Raw genomic sequence first — 22,521 nt, forward strand, 5'->3', positions numbered from 1 at the left:
TAGAAATGTCTGAACAACAAGTACAGGGCGCCGATCAGGCGCTGGATCTCAATAACGAACTGCAGTCCCGCCGCGAGAAGCTGGCCGGCCTGCGTGAGAACGGCATTGCGTTCCCGAATGACTTCCGTCGCGATTCCACCTCCGACAAACTGCACGCCGCGTACGGTGATAAAGACAACGAAGAGCTGGAAGCGCTGGGCGTAGAAGTGACCGTCGCCGGCCGTATGATGACCCGCCGCATTATGGGCAAGGCATCCTTCGTTACGCTGCAGGACGTGGGCGGCCGCATTCAGCTGTACGTCGCGCGCGACGATCTGGCTGAAGGCGTGTACAACGAGCAGTTCAAGAAGTGGGACCTGGGCGATATCCTCGGCGCGCGCGGCAAGCTGTTCAAAACCAAGACCGGCGAACTGTCGATCCACTGCACCGAGCTGCGTCTGCTGACCAAAGCGCTGCGCCCGCTGCCGGACAAATTCCATGGCCTGGCAGATCAGGAAACCCGTTACCGCCAGCGTTACCTGGATCTGATCGCCAACGAAGAATCGCGCAACACCTTCAAAGTGCGTTCGCAGGTGATGTCGGCTATCCGTAACTTCATGGTGGAACGCGGCTTCATGGAAGTCGAAACCCCGATGATGCAGGTGATCCCGGGCGGCGCGTCCGCGCGTCCGTTCATCACGCACCACAATGCGCTGGATATCGACATGTACCTGCGCATCGCGCCGGAATTGTATCTGAAGCGCCTGGTGGTCGGTGGCTTCGAACGCGTGTTCGAAATCAACCGCAACTTCCGTAACGAAGGCGTTTCTCCGCGTCACAACCCAGAGTTCACCATGATGGAACTCTACATGGCTTACGCGGATTACAAAGACCTGATCGAGCTGACCGAGACCCTGTTCCGCACCCTGACCGAGAAAGTGCTGGGCACCTCTCAGGTGCAGTACGGCGACGAAGTGTTCGACTTCGGCAAGCCGTTCGAGAAGCTGACCATGACCGAGGCGATCAAGAAATACCGTCCGGAAACCGATCTGGCTGACCTGGCCGACATGGGTAAAGCGGTGGCCATCGCCGAATCCATCGGCATCAAGGTTGAGAAGAGCTGGGGTCTGGGCCGCGTCGTGACCGAGATCTTCGAAGAAGTGGCGGAAAGCCATCTGATTCAGCCGACCTTCATCACCGAGTACCCGGCTGAAGTGTCGCCGCTGGCGCGCCGCAACGACGTGAACCCGGAAATCACCGACCGCTTCGAGTTCTTCATCGGCGGCCGTGAAATCGGCAACGGTTTCTCCGAGCTGAACGACGCCGAAGACCAGGCGCAGCGTTTCGCCGATCAGGTGAACGCCAAAGACGCCGGCGACGACGAAGCGATGTTCTACGACGAAGACTACGTCACCGCGCTGGAGCACGGCCTGCCGCCGACCGCCGGTCTGGGCATCGGTATCGACCGTATGGTCATGCTGTTCACCAACAGCCACACCATCCGCGACGTGATTCTGTTCCCGGCGATGCGCCCACAGAAATAATCGCGTTTAGCGTGTAACAACCGGTGCAGGCGACTGCGCCGGTTTTTTTTCGTCTACGGGACTTAACCGCTTAAAACATCGACAGTTACGCGCCATCTCCGCTTGCCCGCCGCCGATAACCGGTTATAATGCCTGTCGCACACCGATGCGGGTGTAGTTCAATGGTAGAACGGCAGCTTCCCAAGCTGCATACGAGGGTTCGATTCCCTTCGCCCGCTCCAGAATTCCCCTAACGTATTAATTCTACTATCTTTTTCAAAACCATACGTGACGGCGTTCGTGATCCTCCTACAAAGGGGTCATACAGCCGATGGCGCAGCGTGATAATCTATATCGACGTCCAAGTGGTATCTATGTTCTGCGGATCACCGTTCCGGTTCGTTATCGCGCCCTGATAGGGCAGCGTGAAATTCATGCATCTACCCGCACAACCCACCTTGCAAATGCCAGAGCTATTGCCGCGCGTTTGCTGGAGAAGTGGTATGCGTCTCTGGAAGAGTTCAGGCAAGTGGATAAAGAGAAGATTCGGGGTAATGCGCCGCTGTTGGCTGGCGCTGGCAAAATCAGTTTAGCGCTGTTTTGCGAGTCATTTGGGATTGCGCTTGAAATGGTTGTTCAGCATCTTTTGGCGCACAATGTTCCGGTTTATTGCTTCGCGGAAGGCCTAACCGCTTTCCAGATTGCAGACTTTACCGAAGCTGAACGGGAAGATAATGGCGGTTTTGTGCTTAATAACCTTGAGCAGAAAGGGTTAGAAAGCGTGATGCATGGCTATGTCCGATTGTTCCAGACGAGCTATGCGTTTAAACAACTTCTGGAGCAAGGCTACACCGAGGAAGTGGCATTCAGAACGAACGGCGACAACCGTCTTTCTATCTGGTTGATGGATTTTCCAGGGATCAGATTGGATGGCAGTTCTTTGTTTATCAACAAGGTGCAGGCTGAGAGTTTGCGCAATATTTGGGATAACGCGTTTGCGAAATCAGAGCCTGAATTGCCTCCGGCTCCTGTTGTGATTTCAGCCCCGCTACCTCCACCAGTTGTCATCACTAATCCGCATTGCAATCCTCTATCCGCTTCGAAAAGGGTTTCAGAAGTGCTGGAGGAGTTTCTGGCTTATAAACACTCAGGGGATATCAAACTTGCCAGCGAGGAGAAAATTCGGTCACGAATATCTCATTTTATCGACATTGTGGGCGACATAACACTCGCTGAGTTAGATCGTAATGTTGTTAAAAATTACGTTTCCAGAATGCAGAGGATGCCCAGTAACTTGTATTTAATGCGGCGTCGATATGCTGCTGAAAGCTTAGATCAGCTCATCGAAAAAGCCCTCGATGCTGGTGAGCCGCTCATGACGAAAGATGCCATTGAACGCCATATGGCATCACTGGGTTCAATGCTGGAATGGGCGCGTAAAGAAAATTACTTAATTGCGAATCCAGTTGAGAACGTTCTGGCGAAACGTAAGAAAATCGTCAGATCTCAGGATAACCGGCATCAATTTAGTGATGATGAACTGGAACTCATATTCTCCGCATACTGGTTTAAAACAGGTGCAGGTGTGCCGAATAAGTTTGGGCGTTACATCGACTTTCGTCCTTACCGCTACTGGCTGCCATTGTTGGCATTGTATATCGGCGGGCGAATGAATGAGTTATGCCAGCTTTATCTTTCTGATATCCGTGTAAGTGAAAATGGCGTCGCATATTTAGATTTCAATTTGGATGCACCGGATAAAGTAATGGACTCAGAAGCAGATAAGTCGCTAAAAACACTTAATGCTTTACGACAGATGCCGATCCACCCAGAGTTAATTCGGCTTGGATTTCTCAAATATGTAGAGGCGTTAAAATCCGACGGACAAGAACGCCTTTTCCCTGAGTTAAAGTTTAATAAAACTAAAGGTTATCGTGGCTATGCATCAAAATGGTTTAATGAGCTTTATTGTGGCAACCAGCTTGGCTTAGAGCGCAATGGGAAGATAGTTTTTCACTCATTCCGCCATAATTATGTGAACAGCCTCGACAGGCTGGAGCTAAGTGAGCGGATGATCGCGCAGCTTGTTGGACATGTTCGTGGCAACACTACTGCCATGACAACCTATCGTAAGGACAGGGCGGTTGAGGATCAGTTCCACGCCATTTCCGGGCTGACATACAATTTGCCTGAGATAGCCCCATTTAATGCAGAGGCGGGGCTGAAAGCGATGAAAGATGGGGTTCGCAAGCATAAGTAGTGATCTCTCACTAGCGCCATAGGAAGCCCTGTGGCGCGTTTTTTCTCATAGGTAACGGATTTATTGCTTTATAGGATGCGGCGTTCTCATAGTGTGGCTGGCGAAGTCAGATGAAGCAGGCGTAACCTTTTATCACGCTGCCACTTTCTAAATATGCAGCCTCATGCAGAAAAATATTAACCATAGGAGCGCGGACATTTATGGCGACCTACCGGCAGATTGCCGATGATGTTAAATCCCGGACGGGAAAAACAGTAAAAACGTGTTGGATCGCGCATGTTAAGTCATTGCATGGGCTAACCCGTCGAATATCTCCGAACCGTATTAGCACTGAAAGCCGGGTTTATCCTTGCCCTGATAAATGGGTAGCGGAGATCGAGCAATCAATGAGAAATCTGGGCGAGCTTTAGCTTTACCGCGCCTCTTAACTTTTGAGTCTGTTTGGCTCTATAAGGAGAAGCCTGCCGCTGCGGAAAATTTCGGACGCAATGCCTGAGAGAGGCGCTTCCAAACCTAGGAGATCCACTTTTCGGCGCGACAATTTTTCCGGTAGCTTTTGTCGTGTGGGTTAGAGATTCTGGTAGGTTCTAAGCTGAAACTTCAAGACAACAAGAACTTGGTTCTAGAGTTGTTTTTTCTTCTTAACTTATTGTTTTGTTTTATATGTTTTATTAAACCTCTTTTCTGGGTCCCTGCTTGGATCGGCGATGTGAGCTACTCTGCTTTAAAAAAGACTCACGACGTAAGCCCTTTGCAAAACATGATAACTCGCTATTCTTATTGGCTGTGCAAGTCCAAGACTCAGCACCTTACACAACCTCACGCACCCTGGCATACGCCGCCTTTCGGAACCAGACCAGTGGGTAACGGTGCGCCCGCTTTACACCCCGGCTCCGCTAGTTGCAGAGCCTTGTTGATACGCCATTTTGGGTAAGCGTCTGTATACCAAAACCCCAAAATGTATACTGATAGTAACATTTTGAGGCTTCAGTGCAAGAGAGTTATCTTGCTTAGAGTTGTTCAATAAAGCGTTTAAAGGGTGCCGCTGCTCGCTCTCCATGATGCTCTTCCACCCAAAAGGCAAGCGGTTCAAGATTTGAAGCTGTTAGTAATTTTTGTGCAAGCGGTATGATCTCTTGGGCCATGTTAATTTTTGCTTGAATGTTGCTTGCATCTTTGGACAGTTGTGCAAGTTCACGAGACTTCAAATTATCGACATCACAATCTATTAATTGCCTCAGTGTTTGTGTAACGCCACGGATCAATAGTTCTTTGAGATCATTGTCTTTAGACATTGCTTCGAGGTGGTTAATCGAGCCTGTAACGATAGTAACGTAATAAGGTTGACCACGGTATTTATCCTCCAAAGACGGATTCATGGAAAAATCCCGCTCTCTTTCTTCTTTCGTTGCAAGACGAGATGAGAGTAGCTCTTTACGTCTCTCCTTAAGCATTTTACGAATTTCGTTAGCCGCAGCCTCACCAATTACACCTCGATTGCGGAGTTTCTCAATACGAGAGTAGATCCAATCAGCCCCTTTAGGGTGTTTCCGTAATCCCTCGACATGCTCAAGGAGTAGTGGTGCTGTTTCTTTTGCCTTGCGAATATTGTCGCGTTGTAGTGAGGTTTTAACATCTCGATCAAACCGCGTCTTCATTTCGATGAAATCTACGGAAAAGTAGTTTTTGCCACAATCTTTTCCGATGTTGGTTTCGTAACCTTCCTTTGTTACTACGATATAACCACGTTTATGTGGTTGATGACATGTTGTGAGTCCACACGGAACATCTTCTGGAAATTGGTAGCTACCGATGATCTCTTTAAGGTCAACGTTTGTAGGGTTGATGTTTGAGCGAAAATGCGGGCGCTCAACGATATCATGCCAACTGCTGATCTCAATGATTCCCTTGACTGTGTTGAGAGCAATCATTTTTATTCCTTTTTTGGCCCAGAGAATTTTCATGTTATGTCATCCGGTTTTCCGCGGCAACGCTCTGCTGTATGTATAAACAGATCAGCAGTGCCAACAAACGACCGTTTGCTGGCACCTCTTCGCTTGTATCTTCCGGGATGTTGAAAAATTAGCCTTGGCAATTGTTGGCAGGCGTCCTATTGTTGACACCGTTTTCTGACAGGTATTGAGAGGTGTTGAAAATGGCGATTTTCGGCTACGGGCGTGTCTCTACCGCTCAGCAAGATACGGAGAACCAGAGGTTGGAGCTTGAGCAAGCTGGTTGGACGTTTGACTTTTGGTTTGCCGATATTGTTAGCGGGAAAGTTCAGGCAATTCAGCGTAAGGCGTTTGCTGAAATGCTTGGCAAAATTCGAACCGGTGAAACGCTGGTAGTGGCAAAACTCGACCGTCTGGGGCGTGATGCTATTGACGTGCTCCAGACAGTCCGATTGTTATCTGATCGCGGCATCAAGGTAATCGTCCACCAGCTTGGAACAACTGACCTCACTTCTGCTGCCGGTAAGCTTCTATTGTCGATGTTGGCAGCGGTTGCGGAGATGGAGCGTGATCTACTGATTGAACGCACTCAGGCGGGTTTGTCGCGAGCAAAAGCCGAAGGAAAGAAATTGGGTAGACCTTCTAAAATCGCACCAGAAGCCCGTAGAGTGATTATAGAGAAAAAAAGTAGCGGAATCAGTGTCAGCGCATTAGCGCGTGAATATGGCGTTTCCAGAGCGACTATAGCCGCGTTGCTTTAAACGCTTCTAAACTTTCATTGCAATCCCGAGTTTTGGGCTGGTTAGCGTGGGAGATTCAAAGCGTGAAAAAGATTGTGGCACCGTTTCCGGTTAGATCAGCAGGGAAGATCTACTAGGTGGAATGCCCCCACTTATAAATTTGGGGGGCTTATGGTGGTTACTCAAATGAAGCCGCGATGACTTCCCCGGTGTTGGCGTTAAAAACACAAAAATATTGCAGTGGTATCAGCATATTCATGCTGTTAATGGCCTTAGCCTGTTGTCCAAATGCTTGAATCGTTTTCTTTTGCTCGTCGTGCCAGAGGTAGGTGCTGAAAACCTGCGGTGCTTCGCTATCCAGCCACACATGGCGAAACGTCGCTTTCTCATCCATTACCTGCTTGCACTTTTTTACGGGATTATGATGCGCTTTTGCATAACATTCTGGGGTGTTAATTAAGCACAAGGCATTTTGTTTTTCTGCCGGGTGTTCAGCGCTAACAGCGGAAAATGCACTCACTCCCAGCACTAATGAGAGCGTTCCCAGAACACCCCATGAGATTGCTCGTAGACTGCTGATCTGCCGTTTTGATGTAACATGAGCGACCACGTTGTAACCGGCCCAGCTAAGCACGGCTCCCGCTACCATCGGAAATATAAAGTCTGATCCCGCCATGATTTCCTCACTTGCCAAACAACATCACATCTCATAGTGAGTGCTGAAGACACCCAACCAGTGACAGCCATCATACGATATTGGTTTTATTTGTCACTATTGGTATTCATTTTGAATCTTTTGATTTTAGCGATACAGGCTTCTTGTGAAGGTGCGTGTGCTCACAATTAAGGCTGTTAGATTCAAAATGTCTCATATGGAGCGTGGCCTTACAGTGGTCAAAATTGCACATTCAGTGCATGAGAAAATCCCTGAGAATACAGTTTGGCGAACGGGTAAAAGAACTGCGTATAGCCACCGGAATGAGCCAGGAAGCCTTTGCCGATCGGTGTGGGTTTGCTCGTAGCTATATGAGCCGCATTGAACGCGGTGGTTCTAATGCGTCTTTGGATGCGATTGAGGTGCTGGCTAATGCTTTGAGTGTTGAGCCTTGGCAACTGTTGATGTCTGATTCATCTGAAGATAACGACCCTGAACTGTTGGTTCCCTATGCGGCGGATGGTTCTTGTTTTCACCCCGGTTTGGCGAGCACCCGTGATGGTTCGTTTGGCGTAGGTGATAAAGCGGCTCAGAAGCGTTTTGCCTCATTTTCCGAAGCGCTTGAGTATCTCCGTAGCATGGAGACGGCAAAATGGCGTAGACCCAATGCCAGTGGCAACTGGGGCATTGTTTCAGCGGTGCGATGGGACAAACTGAGAGAGTGACGTTAGTGTAAGTTTATAAATTCTGATCGATGTGTGAATTATCAACATCTTTTAACGATGGGTATTTTGCCTATGAGTAAGTTCCTTTCTTCAAAAAAAACCAATAAAACGATGAAATACAGGTGCGTTACATAGGCGTTACGGTGGCATTTGTTGGTTGGGCATCAGTGAAGATCTTGGTAGGTTTAGCATAAGAGCTTCTTTTCAATGCTGTGCTAAAAATTAGCATTAATACACACCTTGCAATAAGGATAAGAAATGAATGTTCTTTCGATAGATATAAAAAACTTAAAGACAATTGATAATTTAAAATTCTCTATCCCACTTACGCCTAGCGTGAACGTCCTGTGTGGTGCCAATGGCGTTGGGAAAACTACTTTGCTTCATGTTATGTCGAAATTATTTAATGGGAATGCATATAGAGATCATTTTTATCACTCTGCAGATCAAAGTTCGTCAATTGAGATTGAGTTCGGTGATTTAACTAATCGATGGGTGAAAAATAAGAATTTCACATGGAGGAATGTGTTTTCAGAAAATGGTGATATATTATTAAATGGATTTATTGAAGGCAGTTTTATTCATGGGAATAGGTTTAAATACGCAAATACAAGTATGATGAGAAAGTCTGAAAAAATAACATCAGATGAGCTGTCTTATGTTAGTGATGATGTAAGGAAAATGCTTGGCACTATTTTAAGAAAAGATGAAAGCCATTACTCAAAGCTACAGGCGTATTACCCTTATTTCCCTCGAAAGATAAAAAATTCAAAAGGTAATGTGGATTCAGGGTTTGAAATGGTTAAGGCAGATAGACCGCTTTTTATTATGGAGGTTGGTGGTAAGTCGGTTCGACACCATGACATGAGTTCGGGAGAGTTTATAGTTGCTAGCCTACTAGAGTATATAGATAGCGAGATTAAAAGAATTAATGGGAAGCCGGGTAGGATTTCTGATGTAAGTCTTGTCATTTTAGATGAAATTGAGGTTGGGTTACATCCATCTGCATTAAATAGACTTATGGATTACTTATCGGTTATAAGTAAACGAAATAAAATTTGTTTCTTGATTGCCACTCATAATCCCGCGACCATGAGTAAGGTTTCTAAAGGTGGTATTTATTTACTGCAGCGCTCTAAGTTTGGCGGGAAAAATATTAAAATATTAAATCCATGTTATCCTGCATATGCAATTCGAGCAACAAAGGATATGAATGGTTATGACAAAATGATTTTCGTTGAGGATAGGTTAGCCAAAAAGATAATAGAGCGGCAAATTATTTTGTCTGGGCTTGGTGATAACAATTTACATAAAATCATGCCATTGGGAGGGTGGAAGAAAGTAATTGAACTCCATGATGAATTTCAGGTTAATTCTTTGGGGGGGAGCTTTTGTAGTTATATTTCCATTTTGGACGGAGATATTCAAGAGCAATACAATAAGGAGAAGTATGGTAATTTATATTCTAATTGTTGGGTGGAGTTTTTACCCATACCAAGTTTAGAGAAGTTTTTGTTTAGGAAATTAATGATTGAGGGTGATGACTCTATATTCAGAGCTATAGAAGGTGCATTCTTTAATAACTCAACTCTTTCATTTGAAGAAGTTATTGAGGATTATGTAAGAGATAATCCTAACTATGAGACGACAGATAAAAAGGGGAAAAGTTTATTGAATGCAATAAAAACAAGAGCAGGAGAGAAGAGGTTTGATCAGAATTCAGTAGAGAATACTCTTTGTGATATTGCTATGAGATCGATCGAATCACCCTTATCACCTAACAATAATGATCTGGAAGAAGTGCTATCACGTTTTTATCGTTAGAGTGCAGCATAAATCATACTGGCCCCCTTTTGGGGGCAGTCAAGTTAAGCATCTATTTGGTGCGCTTCCGACAATTATAGAGCCTGTTTATTCAAGGATGCTATTAGTAGAACATTGTTATGCTCAATTCTTCTATTTTCTAAGAGATTCCGAGATGCTGTGAGTTTCTACGCTTTGAAAATTAAAGATGGTTAGCACCTGACTGATTACTTTGTCTTCTATGTTGCGACGAATATGGCAATCCCTATATTTAGGTTGTTCTGAACAAAGCTGTAGTTCCTCCTACAAAACTCTCCTACAATGCGTCAAATTTTTGTTAATAAATCCATGGGATTACGAGATCTTTGGAGCGGGGGTGATTTCCCTTCACCCGCTCCAAAACCTCCGTAAACATCACCCCATTGAGCTATAACCGTTTTCAGAAAAGCTGATTCTCAACGATTGCATCACCGTTTGGTGTGGGTTGACGTGTGAGACGAGCAAGCCGCTGGCCTGGCATCTTACCGCGATAACACAACGCGCCATCCAGTCCTGATGCGGGTGTGAGCCACCGTTGCTGCCCACACCGCGTTATTGCCGCTTAACTCCACTTCTGTTTGGCCCCGGAGGGGAGGAGATTGTCCGTTTCTTCGCAGGAGCGATCGCATTCTTTCGGCAGCAGGAAGGTGATACTTCCCGCCAGCAGCAGCGATGCCGCCAGCGCGCAAACCGCGACGTTCTGTCCGTACACATAAATCATGACGCCTACCAGATAGGGGCCGCAGAACCCACCGAGGTTGCCCAGCCCGTTGATCACCCCGCGTGCGCTGCCCGCCACTTCTGCCGTCGCAATGCGTCCGGGAATTGACCAGAAGGGGCTGGTCGCCGCTTTAAGGAAGAAGCCGCACACCACCAACGCGATATAGGCGGCCACCACGTGCTCATGCAGGATCACCGAGGCTATCAGCGCCGCCGCAAAACAGTACAGGGAGATCCTGACCCACAAACGGCGTTTACCGCTGCGATCGCTGAACATCGAAATCACATAAATCCCCGCCAGAGTGGCAACAAACGGCAGGATCGCCAATACCCCAACATTGGCCATGCTGCCACCGGTCAGGTTTTTCAAGATGGTGGGCAGCCACAACGTATATCCATAGTCTCCGGTCTGGTAAAAGAAATTCAGCACGACCAGGCGCATCAATCCCTTGTTGCGAAACACCGATTTTAACGGTGCTTTTGCCGCCGGCACCATCCCTTCTCGCGCTTTGCGCTCCCGGGCCAGTTCGGTCAATAAATAGTCGCGTTCCTTCGCCGGCAGCCAACGCGCCTCTTCCGGACGGTCACTGATCACCAGCCACCAAATGGCCAGCACCACGACCGACAACAAGCCTTCGATAATGAACAGCCAGCGCCAGTCGAGAGTGGCAATAATCGCGCCGGAAACTGGGGCAGTCAGCATCCCCCCTAGTGGGGCAAACATCATGACAAAGGCATTGGCCCGGCCCAGTTCTTTTTCCGGGAACCAATTGCTGACCATGGTCAGCACGACGGGCAACATTCCTCCTTCGGAGATCCCGAGAATAAAACGCAGCACGAGCAGCTGATACTGATGGGTGACAAAGCCGGTGGCGATAGAGACAATCGCCCAGGCCACGAGCGACCAGGCGATAAAACGTTTCCCGCTACCGTAAACCGCAAGTCGTCCGCCAGGGATTTGCAGAAATAAATAACCAATAAAAAATATCCCACTGGCCACGCCAGCCATTTGGCTGGTAATCCCTAAATCCTGTTCCATGCCGCCCGGCAGAGCAAAGCTGATATTAACGCGATCCATAAATGAAATAATGCAGGTGACAAGGATCGGCGCGATAACCCGCAGCCAGCGAGTTCCTGGTATTTTATCGGTCATAGTAATGCCTCGATGATATCCGCCACGATAAGCGGATATTTTGTTAGGCTGAATAAAAATGATGGTGCGCCATTCAGGCGATCATTTTTATTGAATTAAGCCAGGAATATCCTGATGGGAAAAATAACCTGCGAGATTATCCAAAACGGATTGGCTCATTCCCTGGCGGGTTTCTACGGTAGCGCTGGCCACGTGGGGCTGAAGCAAAACATTCTCGAGCGCAAAAAACGCTGTCGGGACATGGGGCTCGTTTTCAAACACATCCAGAGCGGCCCCGGCGATAACATGATTTTGTAACGCCTTTATCAGCGCCGCCTCATCGACCAGGCTGCCGCGGGCGATATTGATAAGCCAGGCACGATCGGGCATGGCGTTAAATACGCTGGCATCAATAATCCCGCGGTTTTCCGCACTGCCAGATGCCGCGATCACCAGGAAATCACTCTGCGCTGCGAGCGTGTGCAGATCGGCGCACCACGGGTAATCCAGGTCGTCTTTGCGCCGGCGGTCAGTATACAGGATGGTCATATCGAAGCCTTTCGCCCGGCGGGCGATGGCTTGGCCAATATTCCCCATGCCAAAAATACCGATGCGCTTACCGCTCACTTTGGTCGCCAGCGGTGGCGGCGTCGTTTCCCAGCGGCCTTCGCGTACAAAACGGTCTCCTTGGCAGAGGCGGCGGCTGGCGGACAGCATTAGCCCCATCGCCAGATCGGCCACATCATCGGTCAGCACGCCGGCGGTGATCCCGACGCTGATATGGCGTTCCCGGGTGTAGTTGAGGTCGATAGCGTCGGTTCCCACGCCAAAAACAGCAATCATGCCCGCCTGCGGCAGCTGCTCCAGCGTCTCCCGGGTTACCCCCACGTCGCCACGGGTGACCACCGCCTGAACGTCTGCGCCATGGCGAGCCAGGAAGGCTGGAATATCTGATTGTTCATAGAGACGGAATACCCGGTAACTGGCGTCCAACGCGGCCTGTAAAGTATCCATCACCGGCGCGATAAGTAAAATGGTAGGTTGAGTGTCAGTGTGCATCGTTGCGATCCTGTCTGAAAACAATAGGGGATATCCTGTATCAGACGTTTTTTTACCGCTTATTATTGCGATCTACATCACGCCAAAGAGTGTTAAAAAAGCATGTTACTGCTGGCGTGATCTCGTGTGCAATTTCGTGGCTTCTGTCGATTCTTATCGGGGGCGATAGCCCGTTATGCCCGTAGGCGGAGAGTGTGAAATCGGTCGATTCTGGTGAAAAGGGTGAATAGCCAGTGATTTTCTGCCGTGGATCACAGGATAAGTAACGCTGTTTCGTAACACTTAATTAAGTGACTTTTGTCACAGTTTTAAACGGCTAAAAACCGTGAGATAGGCCATGACTTATTTCACCATGCCGAATGGCCTTTCAGGTGGAGTTTACTCACAGTGGTGATAGGTTGTAAATATTAGAAACAAAGCGGTTTGCTTTGTTGTTTATTCATAGTGGCGCCCGTAGAACGATCTAATAGTGATTCTGCCGTAATTACGCCGAGATTGCGTGTTGCCATAACACTATCCAACCATTGTTTTTGTCGGTGAAATACCGAGCCGATATTGACCAGAGAAAATATTATGATTATTGATGCTTTAACCACTGCCGTAAATAATAGGTTCTATCCGGCGGCCATCCGTAAAATGCTGGCCAGTATTATTGAAAATGAGCCGTACAATTTACCTGTCGGGCACTATCAGGTGCAGGGTAAACAGATGTTCTTTAACGTCGTTGAAGGGGAAACCAAACTATTGGCCGACCAGAAGCCAGAGTTTCATCGCCAGTATCTGGATATCCATTTTGTCCTGGAAGGGAAAGAAGTGATTGGCGCCGGGGTTCTGGGGCTACCTCTGCCCCTGAGTGAGCCGTTTAACGAGGCGCACGATCTTGGGTTTAGCCCGGCGATCCCCGGTGAGACTCTCATCCACCTGCAACCCGGTGAACTGGCCGTTATCTTCCCGGGTGAGTTGCACCGCCCGATGAGTACCTGCACGGCACCGGCAGCTCTGCGTAAAATTGTGGCGAAAATCGACTGCGCCCTGCTGACGTAGCAAGACGTTCAGCGGCGGCTGGTATCGCGACTTCAGGCTGCCCGGCGGAAAGCCTCGCTCATCCGCTGTCTGCAGCGATTCCGAAGAATACGCCTTTCCCGTCAAAGCCATAGCCCCTAATTTTTAAAGATTGAGTTAGGTTGAATAAATTTACGGCAGAGATTACGCCGTATTATTTACAGGGATATTTTCTTCAGGTTCACATTACATCCTTAAAGGCCGTGAGTTTACCTCTGTAGTCGATGTAGCCAATCTCATAACGCCTTGATCTTTTAATGCGGTTCCTCCCCATTGGCACAATTTTTTATTTTGGTTTGCCTGCGTTCTGATAGATATTAAAAAAACTATATAAAAATAAATTATTTCGGAGCTAACAATGTCGTTGCAAATCGTGCTTACCCGCAGGGAGGCGCTGGGAAAAATGGTGGGCGTCATCGTCGCCGCCAGCCTGTTGCCTTATTCAAATATAACCTATGCCGAACGGGCACAAATTGCCGCCTCGCCCGTTGAATACGCGCAATTTTTGCAAATTTCGAGAAAAATTACCGAGTTTGACGATTTGGACGTCACCCTCTCCGCCCGCTATTTTTCCGCACTGCGCGAACATTTTCCGCAGTTGAACTCGCAACTCAACGCCCTGTTCACCCTGAGCCAGCAAGCTACCGATGCGGAAACCTTGAACCGACATGCGATTGAACAGGGGCAGAGGGAGCTTATTCAGGCCATCGTGACCGCGTGGTATACCGGAACTGTAGATCCTTCAAGCGCCGAGCAGGGTCAGTTGATTACCTATAAAGAGGCACTGATGTATCGCACGGTTCAGGATGCCCTGATCGTGCCGACCTGGTGCAATTTTGGCCCGCTGTGGTGGACCGGCCTGCCGCCGGGCGTTACCCGCCAACCTTCCATTCCCGCAACAGATGTGCCTGCCGTAGCCGATAAAAAATATGAGGACCGCGTGTGAAAAGCCCAATAATTAATGCTTCCGGCGATGCAGAGGCCGATGTCGTCATTGTCGGTTCCGGTATTGTGGGCGGTCTGATGGCGGATGCTTTGGTGAGCCAGGGCTACTCGGTGCTGGTACTTGAGGCAGGCCCGCGCATTGAGCGCGCACAGGCTGTGGAAAACTGGCGCAATATGCCACTGCACAATCGTGCGGGGTCGGATTTTCAGGGGCTTTACCCGCAATCGGAGTACGCCACCGCGCCGCTCTATTTCCCGGAGAACGACTATATCAAACTGACCGGCCCCAATGGCTCTGGCTTTAAACAGGGCTATTTGCGTGTGGTGGGGGGAACCACCTGGCACTGGGCCGCTTCTTGCTGGCGCAACCATCCCAATGATTTTCGCATGAAATCTCTCTATGGCGTGGGGAGAGACTGGCCTATTTCTTACGAAGATATCGAACCGTGGTACGCGAAAGCCGAAGAGGAAATAGGCGTTGCCGGCCCGAATAATCCGGAGTGGCAGTCCCCTGCGGAACGCAGCGGGCCTTACCCGATGGACATGGTGCCCTGGGCCTACGGCGACAGACGCATTGCTGAGATTGTTAATCCTCACGGTTTTAAATCGGTGCCCATTCCGCAAGGCCGCAGCACCCGGCCCTGGAATGGACGGCCCACCTGCTGCGGCAATAACAATTGCCAGCCGATTTGCCCGATCGGGGCGATGTACAACGGTATTCACCACGTTGAACGGGCCGAACACAAGGGGGCGAAGGTGATCCCTGAAGCGGTGGTGTACAAAATTGACACCGACGACAATAACCGCGTCACCGCCGTTCACTGGTATGACACGGCGCACAACTCCCATCGGGCGATCGGTAAAACGTTCGTTCTGGCCTGCAATGGGATTGAGAACCCGCGCTTGCTGTTGCTGGCGGCCAACGAAAAGAACCCGAACGGCATCGCGAACAGCTCGGATCAGGTGGGACGCAACATGATGGATCACTCGGGCCTGCACTGCTCCTTCCTGGCGCGAGAGGCCCTGTGGGTTGGCCGCGGCCCGGCGCAGAGCAGCTGCATGGTGGGGTATCGTGACGGCGCGTTCCGCAGCGACCACTCCGCCAACAAGATCATCATCAACAACATCAACCGGGTGATCCCCTCCGCCCTTGAAGTCCTGAAAACGGGCAAGGTCGGCAAGGCGCTGCAGGATGAAGTGCGCGATCGCGCCAGCCGCTCGGTGGATCTCTCCATCAGCCTGGAACCGCTGCCGGACCCGAACAACCGTCTGACCCTGAGCCCCACTCGCAAAGACAAGCATGGCCTGGCCTGCCCGGACATCCACTACGACGTCGGCGATTACGTGCGCAAAGGGCTGGAAGTGGTCAAAACCCAGCTACGGCAGATTGGCGACTTGTTCGATGCGCAAGAGTTTGTGATTAACGACAAGCTGAATGCCAACAACCACATTATGGGCGGCACGATCATGGGCAGCGACCCCACGAACTCGGTGGTGAACGGTAATTGCCGCGCTCACGATCACGACAACCTTTGGATCCCGGGTGGAGGCGCCATGGTTTCAGCCAGCGTTGTCAACACCACGTTGACGATGGCGGCGCTTGGACTCAAGGCGGCCAATGACGTACTTCGAGCCCTGGAGAGCAAATGAATAAAATCACCCACGCGCTGGCAGCGACGCTGCTGCTGGGAAGCGGTTTTGCGGCGCATGCCCAGGACGGCGATCTGATCGCTAAAGGGCAAGCGCTGGCTATCGCCTCGGACTGCATGGCCTGCCATACGAATACGCAGCAGCAGGGTAAACCTTTTGCCGGGGGGTACGGCATCGTTTCCCCTATGGGCACTATCTACGCCACCAATATTACTCCATCGGTAAAATACGGCATCGGCGGCTATTCCGAAGCGGCGTTTGCCGACGTGCTGCGCGCCGGGATCCGGAAAGATGGGGCGTATCTCTATCCGGCCATGCCCTACACCGCCTACACCCGTCTGAGTGATGACGAGATCCACGCTCTGTATACCTATTTCATGCATGGCGTTGCCCCGGTCGATGAGCCGGCCAAGCACCAAACCGATCTGCCGTTTCCGTTCAACATCCGCCTCTCCATGGCGGTGTGGAACAGGCTTTATTTGGACAATCGGCGCTTCACCCCGGATCTGACGAAAGGTGAGGCGTGGAACGAAGGGGCCGCGCTGGTGCAGGGCCCGGCTCACTGTGGAACCTGTCATACGCCGCGTAATGTGCTGATGGCGGAAGACAATTCGCGCTTCCTGATGGGGGCATCGTTGGGCTCTTGGTACGCGCCGAATATCACCGCAGATCGCCAAGAAGGGATCGGTGGCTGGAGCGAGCAGGAGTTAGTGGCCTACCTGAAAACCGGTCGGGCGGAAGGGCGCGCGCAAGCGGCGGGGCCAATGGCTGAAGCCGTTGAGCACAGCTTCCAATACCTGACCGACCAGCAGCTGCAGGCGATAGCGACTTACCTGAAGACCGTGCCGTCACAGGGCGATGAGCGCCAGGGCAATAGCTTTAGTCAAGCGCATTACAACGTTGAGCACCATCTCCGCGGCATCAATTCGCCCAACGCCAACCACACGCTCAATAGCGGCGAGGCGCTCTACAGCGGCTACTGCGCCAGTTGCCATCAGCCGGACGGCAGCGGCAGTTTGAACCAGGCCTACCCTTCGCTGTTCAACAACTCCACCACGGCCGCGAGCAATCCGTCAAACCTGATTGCCGCCATTTTGCAGGGGGTTGATCGCCGGGTTGACGGTAAGCACGTCCTGATGCCGAGCTTTGGCGCCGGTTCCTATGTCGGAGAACTGACGGATAAGCAGGTTGCCGATATCGCTAACTTCGTACTGCAGAAATACGGCAACAGCACGCTGAGCGTGACTGAGGCCGACGTGAGTGAGGTGCGCGCCGGGGGCCCGAAACCGCTGTTGGCGCGCGCACAGCCGATGATTCTGCCTGGCATGGCCGTCGCGGCGGTCGTCATTATTCTGCTGGTCCTATTCTGGCTCCGCCGCCGCAAGGCACGTTAAGGGGGCGTTTGGTCAGGTGGGTGGCGCCATCTGGCCGAATCTCTGGCCGGGATAACGAGAGATGGTCTTCTGGCGAAGCGGGCAGTGATGGCCAATGATAAAGTCACTGGCAGGGGCAAGCTATATTGTCTCCCCCATTGACAGGCGGAAGTGGAGATCGACACGTTCAATGGTCGGCAGCCCTTTAATTTTTTTTATTATGATTTCTGTCGCCACTTTCCCCATCTCATACCGTGGCGTCAGTACGCTGGCTAACCGAGGAGTAATGATCTGCCCGATCTCAAGACCGTGAAATCCGGCAATGGCCATTTGCGCTGGCACGCTGATACCGTTTGCCAGACATTCCTGTAACACGCCCACGGCCAGATCGTCGTTGGTACAGAGAATCCCATCCATATCCGGATACATCTGGCTCGCAAGCGTCATCATGCCTGTTCCAATCGAAATGGAAGAGATCTTATTGGGGGAGATACGACCGGTAGGTAAATCATGGTTAGCCATTGCCTGACAGTATCCCGTATAACGCTGTTCATCGCGGATATCAGACATTGAACCAAAATAGATAATGCGTTTTTTACCGCTGGCCAGCAGCATGGTGGTCATATCGTAGCCGGCTTTCACATTATCAAAACCCACGTTAATTCGATCTGTATTGCCTGACAGCCCCATGATTTCAGCAACGGGTATTTTTGCCGTCTTCAGGAATTTTTCCGCCCGCAAACTATGGACCGACTCGGTCAGCAGCAGCCCTTTTATCTTAAAAGCCAGGATCGCGGCAATTTGCTCCTCTTCGCGTTTGCTGTTGTAGTCATAATTGACGACCAGCGTCTGATAACCCTGTATAGACGTCACGGATTCAATGCCGGCGAGGACATCAGCAAATATCAGATTGTTAAAAGAAGGAACCAGAACGCCGATGAGGGGAGGGCTATTGGAATAGAGGGCGGGATTGTCGGGATCGGCCTGATAGCCGACTTCCTCGATAACGGCGGCAATGCGCGCAGCTGTTTCCGGTTTAACCCTGTCCGGCGTGCGCAGATAGCGACTGACCGTCATTTTGGTTACACCCGCCAGTACAGCAATGTCATTTAACGTAATTCGCTGCGACTTCACCATTCATACTCATCTGACCCAGACCGTGTTTGTCATTATGCCCACTGCTGAGTCAAAAGAGAATGCGTGCAATGCGCTACCTCCGGCGTATCCGGTGACAACCGCACGATGCGCCGATCCCGGCTTCTTTTGCCGTTCCAGCATGAGTATGTTCATTATCCCCGCATTTCGTAACGGAGTGAAAGAAAGGCACGCATCAGCGTGCCGTGGACTCTCATGGAAGAAAAGGCGGGCAGTTTGATTCCTTTTCGTCCGCTCAACCCGCTCAATAAGGTGAGCGGGCGATGTGGCCGGGTTAACTGAGAATATCTTCGGCGATCACGTTGAACAGCGTATCGATCTCGCCTTGAGTGTTGTAGTGCATCATGCCGATGCGCAGCACGCCGCCGTCCTGCAACCCCAGCTGTTGCACCAAGCCCAACGCATAGAAATGCCCGCTGCCGGCGCAGATGTTGTGCTGCCCGAGGCGGCGGGCGATTGCGTCAGGCGTATGGTCGCTGAAGGTCAGGGCGAAGGTCGGTGTGCGGCGCGCGCTGTCCGCCTGGGGATTGCCATAAAGCCGCACCCCGTCGAGCTGCTGCAGCCGCTGCAGGAAGTGGCGGCACAGCGCCTCTTCATGCTGGTGGTAGGCGGCGAAGCTCTCCTGCAAACGCTGCCTTAACGGCGCGCCGGGCGAGCCCCACTGCGCCAGATACTCGATAGCGGCCGCGACGCCGGCCAGCGCTTCGAAGCTCTGAGTACCGGTCTCGAAACGGCCGGGGCCGACGTCGGTGGCCGGCTCGACTTTGTACGGACGCAGGCGCTGCAGCCACTGCGGCGCGATGTAGGCCATGCCGACGTGCGGGCCAAAGAACTTGTAGGCGGAGCACACCAGGAAATCACAGCCCAGCGCCTGTACGTCGATCAGGTTATGCGGGGCGTAATGAACGGCGTCGACATACACCTGCGCACCGACCCGATGCGCGGCTTCGACGATGGTTTTGATATCGACAATGCTGCCGGTGACGTTGGAGGCGTAGCTGACCGCCACCAGGCGGGTGTTGGCATTGATGCGCTCACACACTTTCGCGGCATCCAATGCGCAGTCGGCGCTCTCGAGCGGTATCTGATGCACCACGGCCCCTCTGTCGGCAGCGGCCTGCTGCCAGCTGGAGACGTTGGCGTAGTGATCCAGCGCGGTGACGATGACCTCATCGCCGGCCTGCCAGTCGCGGCTGATGATGCGGCTGAGATGAAAAGTCAGCGTGGTCATGTTCATGCCGAAGACGATGGTGTCGGCCGACGGGGCATTTAACAAGGCGCGCACCGATTCCCGCGCCTGGCCCATCACCTCGCCGGTGACTCGGCTGGAGAAGTAGTGGCCGCCCAGGTTGGCGTTGTATGCCCCCAGGTAATCCGTCATTTTTTCCAGCACGCCCCGTGAAACCTGCGCACCGCCGGGGCCGTCGAAAAAGATCGCCGGTTTGCCGTCGATTAGCTGGGACAGGGCGCTGAACTGGCGGCGGGCGAGCTCGGGAGTAAAGGTCATGCTTTCTCTCCCCGCGCGGTGAGGACGAAGAGGTCCAAATGGCCTTCTTCTGTTGGGCTCACGGCGTTGATCGGCGTGGCGTTGTGCCACAGTTTGCTGTCCGCCAGCAGCACGGCTTCGCCGTCCGCCAGCGCTTTTTTAAAGAAGGGATCGTGGTGACTGTCGTCATACAGCATGATTTCACCGCCGACGATGTTGTGCCGGTGAATGGCGATCATCGCGATGTGGTCGAAACCGTCCTGGTGAATGCCTTCCGGCGCCACCTGGGTGTCTTTCTCGATGGCGACCACGCGCATCTGGTGGATCTCTATCTCGGCGCCTTCCAGCAGTTCGTTGCTTTCTGCAAACAGGTTGCACATCTCTGCCATGCCGGCGCTCTGCAACACGGCGCTGTCGATAGGTTCGAAGCGGCGCACTACGTTGCCCTGAAAGTGGTTGATCTGATCCGACTGCATGAAAGTGCGCGGCCCCACTTCGGCGACGTTGGGGTTGAGGTATTTGACGACCGAGTAACGGCGCAGGCGATATTTTCCGTCGGCGTGTTGCGTGTGGGGCAAGGAGGAGAACGATGGCATCAGCTGTTGGGTGGCTTGCGGGCTTAGTACAGTCATACTTATTACGTTTTCGTGTTTCTGTAACATAATCACCTCTAATAATAATAATTTCTGATGTTGTAGGGGGTAATTCGATTGAATTGTAGACGACTCTATAACCAACGCAATTTGGCGGTGGCGAGGTGTGACGGCGGTCGTAAAGTGGGGTGAACAGTAGAGAGGATGAGCGAAAGGGAATGCCGGTATGAAGCGGGTCATTCAGCAAAATAAGCGCTAACGGGGGGAGAATTCATGCGCAAGCATAACGTGACCAAGGTTACGCTTTCAGGGATAACTCTCATGAATATGAGGTGCTTTACTATAATTCCGGGACAGAGTGACCGCAGTGGCATTGCCTGGTTGTTGAAAGAACAATCTTCAATTCCCCCTGAATAAGGACTCCGATCATGCAGCATGTCAGAAAATTCGTCATTTCCTGCCTGTTTGCGTCGATAATGTTCCCCGGCATGGCCTTCGCGGAAGATCCCCCCGTGACACCGTTGGCTACCGGGATCGTCAGCAGCGGCGTAGCCGAAGCGCAAGTGACCGAGGCCGTGCGCCACGGTGAAATCCTGACCATCAAAGTGCGTTTCAAAGGGTTGAAAGACAACCTTAATGGGCAAGGCTTGTATAGCAGTCTGGATAAAAGCAGCCTTGAGAAATCCTTCTATATTCTGGTGGGTAATAAAAAATACCTGCTGCTTACCGATAGCAATAATGTCCCACTGGCCTCTCCCAGCGTGTCATTCAGCTCAAGTTCAGGCATTCCCTATGTCGCCACCTGGTTTGGCAGCTTCCCTGCGCCTCCACCTGATGTGAAAGAGGTGTACCTGACGATCGCCAACGTCGAGCCGCTCGGGCCGATAGCCATTACGGATCGTTGAGCGATGAACGGCCTCAGGAAAGCCGCCTGTGTGGGTGGGATGTTAGCCTTTGGGTTGGTGTCATTGGGTTCATGGGCTGACAGCGGAGAGCCGGCATCCGTGGGGAAACCGGTGATACTCGATCTTAAGGCCACCCGGCTGGATTTGGTTGGTTTGCCTTCGGGGCTGAATGCCGGCGTCCTTGATCTGCAGAGTAAGGCAGCGGATTTGGCTAAACAATCCGCCGACATTTCCGTCAGAGACAGCAAAAATGCCGTAACGTTATCGATGCGCAGCGATGTGCTGTTCGCTTTCGACAGCGATGCGATTGCTGCTAAAGCGGAGCCTGCGCTGCAACAGGTGGCGCAATTTATCGCGGCCGAACCGGTAGGGAACGTGGTGATCGAGGGGCACACCGATGCGGTGGGCAGCGATAAATATAATCAGGATCTGTCGCTGCGACGCGCACGTGCGGTGGCTGTTTGGCTGATCGCACATGGGGTAGAAAAATCTCGTCTGAGTGAACGGGGAAAAGGGGAGGCTGAACCGGTGGCTTCCAACGACACGCCGACGGGCCGGGCCAAGAATCGGCGGGTTGACTTCGTGTTGCCGAAAACCGCTGCCGCCGGTTAACCCCGCGTCGGTGGACGTTTCTTTTGCCAGAGCCGCTTTTAAACGGGCTCTCCTGCTGACTGCTTGTAGGGCGTGGAGCCGGTGACGTTAATGATTGATGAACATAATCGCGTCGCCAAAAGCCTGTATCCCACTTTCGGCTTTCGCTTTAGC

Annotated in this window: 18 protein-coding genes and 1 tRNA gene; 12 read left to right on the forward strand and 7 right to left on the reverse strand. The window is 51.5% G+C overall.

The genetic code is table 11. The features are described 5' to 3' along the window. Positions 1-5 precede the first annotated feature (5 nt). The 3 genes from lysS to RE418_RS10620 all read left to right on the forward strand — a co-directional run bounded on the left by lysS (position 6) and on the right by RE418_RS10620 (position 3,762). The gene (lysS, locus tag RE418_RS10610; RefSeq protein ID WP_004931697.1) at positions 6-1,523 is read left to right on the forward strand and encodes a lysine--tRNA ligase; all 1,518 of its coding nucleotides are present in this window, start codon (positions 6-8) and stop codon (positions 1,521-1,523) included. A 147-nt stretch (positions 1,524-1,670) separates the two neighbouring features. Further along, positions 1,671-1,744: transfer RNA gene (locus tag RE418_RS10615), tRNA-Gly, on the forward strand. 89 nt (positions 1,745-1,833) lie between these two features. Continuing rightward, a complete protein-coding gene (locus RE418_RS10620; RefSeq protein WP_399676175.1) occupies positions 1,834-3,762 on the forward strand; it encodes a DUF6538 domain-containing protein in 1,929 nt (642 codons plus the stop codon). Positions 3,763-4,772: 1,010 nt separating this feature from the next. Here RE418_RS10620 and RE418_RS10625 read toward each other — a convergent pair. After that, complete coding sequence (locus RE418_RS10625; protein WP_233494354.1) at positions 4,773-5,726, reverse strand: hypothetical protein; 954 nt, start codon at positions 5,724-5,726, stop codon at positions 4,773-4,775. A gap of 191 nt (positions 5,727-5,917) precedes the next feature. Between RE418_RS10625 and RE418_RS10630 the strand changes: the two genes are divergently transcribed. Beyond that, positions 5,918-6,475: a recombinase family protein gene (locus RE418_RS10630; RefSeq protein ID WP_213928246.1), complete on the forward strand. Its 558-nt coding sequence runs from the start codon at positions 5,918-5,920 to the stop codon at positions 6,473-6,475. A 157-nt stretch (positions 6,476-6,632) separates the two neighbouring features. Here RE418_RS10630 and RE418_RS10635 read toward each other — a convergent pair whose 3' ends face one another. After that, the gene (locus RE418_RS10635; protein ID WP_089181247.1) at positions 6,633-7,130 is read right to left on the reverse strand and encodes a hypothetical protein; all 498 of its coding nucleotides are present in this window, start codon (positions 7,128-7,130) and stop codon (positions 6,633-6,635) included. A 239-nt stretch (positions 7,131-7,369) separates the two neighbouring features. Here RE418_RS10635 and RE418_RS10640 point away from each other — a divergent pair, with 239 nt between their 5' ends. Beyond that, positions 7,370-7,834 (forward strand): helix-turn-helix domain-containing protein, encoded by a 465-nt coding sequence (locus RE418_RS10640; protein ID WP_089181696.1) that lies wholly within the window; start codon positions 7,370-7,372, stop codon positions 7,832-7,834. Between the two features lie 258 nt (positions 7,835-8,092). Beyond that, positions 8,093-9,658: an ATP-dependent endonuclease gene (locus RE418_RS10645; protein WP_089181246.1), complete on the forward strand. Its 1,566-nt coding sequence runs from the start codon at positions 8,093-8,095 to the stop codon at positions 9,656-9,658. A 580-nt stretch (positions 9,659-10,238) separates the two neighbouring features. Here the strand turns inward: RE418_RS10645 and RE418_RS10650 are convergent. Further along, positions 10,239-11,549 carry an MFS transporter gene (locus RE418_RS10650; protein WP_089181245.1) on the reverse strand — a complete coding sequence of 437 codons (1,311 nt, stop codon included), beginning with the start codon at positions 11,547-11,549 and terminating at the stop codon, positions 10,239-10,241. Between the two features lie 87 nt (positions 11,550-11,636). Beyond that, complete coding sequence (locus RE418_RS10655; protein WP_089181244.1) at positions 11,637-12,587, reverse strand: 2-hydroxyacid dehydrogenase; 951 nt, start codon at positions 12,585-12,587, stop codon at positions 11,637-11,639. A gap of 573 nt (positions 12,588-13,160) precedes the next feature. Here RE418_RS10655 and RE418_RS10660 point away from each other — a divergent pair. The 4 genes from RE418_RS10660 to RE418_RS10675 all read left to right on the forward strand — a co-directional run bounded on the left by RE418_RS10660 (position 13,161) and on the right by RE418_RS10675 (position 17,638). Next, complete coding sequence (locus tag RE418_RS10660; protein WP_089181243.1) at positions 13,161-13,631, forward strand: YhcH/YjgK/YiaL family protein; 471 nt, start codon at positions 13,161-13,163, stop codon at positions 13,629-13,631. 376 nt (positions 13,632-14,007) lie between these two features. After that, positions 14,008-14,595: a sugar dehydrogenase complex small subunit gene (locus tag RE418_RS10665; protein ID WP_089181242.1), complete on the forward strand. Its 588-nt coding sequence runs from the start codon at positions 14,008-14,010 to the stop codon at positions 14,593-14,595. Continuing rightward, a complete protein-coding gene (locus RE418_RS10670; protein WP_025304112.1) occupies positions 14,592-16,244 on the forward strand; it encodes a GMC family oxidoreductase in 1,653 nt (550 codons plus the stop codon). Before RE418_RS10665 ends, RE418_RS10670 begins: the two co-directional genes overlap by 4 nt. Next, complete coding sequence (locus tag RE418_RS10675) at positions 16,241-17,638, forward strand: cytochrome c (protein ID WP_089181241.1); 1,398 nt, start codon at positions 16,241-16,243, stop codon at positions 17,636-17,638. Before RE418_RS10670 ends, RE418_RS10675 begins: the two co-directional genes overlap by 4 nt. 120 nt (positions 17,639-17,758) lie before the next feature. Here the strand turns inward: RE418_RS10675 and RE418_RS10680 are convergent, their stop codons facing one another. The 3 genes from RE418_RS10680 to RE418_RS10690 form a co-directional block, all read right to left on the reverse strand. Then, complete coding sequence (locus RE418_RS10680; protein WP_025304110.1) at positions 17,759-18,751, reverse strand: LacI family DNA-binding transcriptional regulator; 993 nt, start codon at positions 18,749-18,751, stop codon at positions 17,759-17,761. A 295-nt stretch (positions 18,752-19,046) separates the two neighbouring features. Then, positions 19,047-20,279, reverse strand: coding sequence for a cysteine desulfurase-like protein (locus RE418_RS10685; protein ID WP_089181240.1), 1,233 nt, complete (start codon positions 20,277-20,279; stop codon positions 19,047-19,049). Continuing rightward, complete coding sequence (locus RE418_RS10690) at positions 20,276-20,890, reverse strand: 2OG-Fe dioxygenase family protein (RefSeq protein ID WP_319869801.1); 615 nt, start codon at positions 20,888-20,890, stop codon at positions 20,276-20,278. The genes RE418_RS10685 and RE418_RS10690 overlap by 4 nt, the downstream gene beginning before the upstream one ends. Before the next feature lie 389 nt (positions 20,891-21,279). On the opposite strand from RE418_RS10690, the gene RE418_RS10695 reads away from it, so the two are divergent. Both RE418_RS10695 and RE418_RS10700 read left to right on the forward strand, forming a co-directional pair. Next, positions 21,280-21,756, forward strand: a complete 477-nt coding sequence (locus RE418_RS10695; RefSeq protein WP_004931717.1) for a hypothetical protein — start codon at positions 21,280-21,282, stop codon at positions 21,754-21,756. A 3-nt stretch (positions 21,757-21,759) separates the two neighbouring features. After that, the gene (locus RE418_RS10700) at positions 21,760-22,368 is read left to right on the forward strand and encodes an OmpA family protein (protein ID WP_043142565.1); all 609 of its coding nucleotides are present in this window, start codon (positions 21,760-21,762) and stop codon (positions 22,366-22,368) included. Positions 22,369-22,521: the final 153 nt, after the last annotated feature.

The organism is Serratia sp. szju (genome assembly GCF_044594185.1).
Lineage (GTDB): Bacteria > Pseudomonadota > Gammaproteobacteria > Enterobacterales > Enterobacteriaceae > Serratia > Serratia bockelmannii.

Coding starts and splice junctions, on each gene's coding strand:
- RE418_RS10640 (WP_089181696.1), top strand. CDS start 7,370: ATGAGAAAATCCCTGAGAATACAGTTTGGCGAACGGGTAAAAGAACTG.
- RE418_RS10675 (WP_089181241.1), top strand. CDS start 16,241: ATGAATAAAATCACCCACGCGCTGGCAGCGACGCTGCTGCTGGGAAGC.
- RE418_RS10650 (WP_089181245.1), bottom strand. CDS start 11,549: ATGACCGATAAAATACCAGGAACTCGCTGGCTGCGGGTTATCGCGCCG.
- RE418_RS10665 (WP_089181242.1), top strand. CDS start 14,008: ATGTCGTTGCAAATCGTGCTTACCCGCAGGGAGGCGCTGGGAAAAATG.
- lysS (WP_004931697.1), top strand. CDS start 6: ATGTCTGAACAACAAGTACAGGGCGCCGATCAGGCGCTGGATCTCAAT.
- RE418_RS10635 (WP_089181247.1), bottom strand. CDS start 7,130: ATGGCGGGATCAGACTTTATATTTCCGATGGTAGCGGGAGCCGTGCTT.
- RE418_RS10685 (WP_089181240.1), bottom strand. CDS start 20,279: ATGACCTTTACTCCCGAGCTCGCCCGCCGCCAGTTCAGCGCCCTGTCC.
- RE418_RS10620 (WP_399676175.1), top strand. CDS start 1,834: ATGGCGCAGCGTGATAATCTATATCGACGTCCAAGTGGTATCTATGTT.
- RE418_RS10630 (WP_213928246.1), top strand. CDS start 5,918: ATGGCGATTTTCGGCTACGGGCGTGTCTCTACCGCTCAGCAAGATACG.
- RE418_RS10645 (WP_089181246.1), top strand. CDS start 8,093: ATGAATGTTCTTTCGATAGATATAAAAAACTTAAAGACAATTGATAAT.
- RE418_RS10655 (WP_089181244.1), bottom strand. CDS start 12,587: ATGCACACTGACACTCAACCTACCATTTTACTTATCGCGCCGGTGATG.
- RE418_RS10700 (WP_043142565.1), top strand. CDS start 21,760: ATGAACGGCCTCAGGAAAGCCGCCTGTGTGGGTGGGATGTTAGCCTTT.
- RE418_RS10660 (WP_089181243.1), top strand. CDS start 13,161: ATGATTATTGATGCTTTAACCACTGCCGTAAATAATAGGTTCTATCCG.
- RE418_RS10695 (WP_004931717.1), top strand. CDS start 21,280: ATGCAGCATGTCAGAAAATTCGTCATTTCCTGCCTGTTTGCGTCGATA.
- RE418_RS10625 (WP_233494354.1), bottom strand. CDS start 5,726: ATGAAAATTCTCTGGGCCAAAAAAGGAATAAAAATGATTGCTCTCAAC.
- RE418_RS10690 (WP_319869801.1), bottom strand. CDS start 20,890: ATGACTGTACTAAGCCCGCAAGCCACCCAACAGCTGATGCCATCGTTC.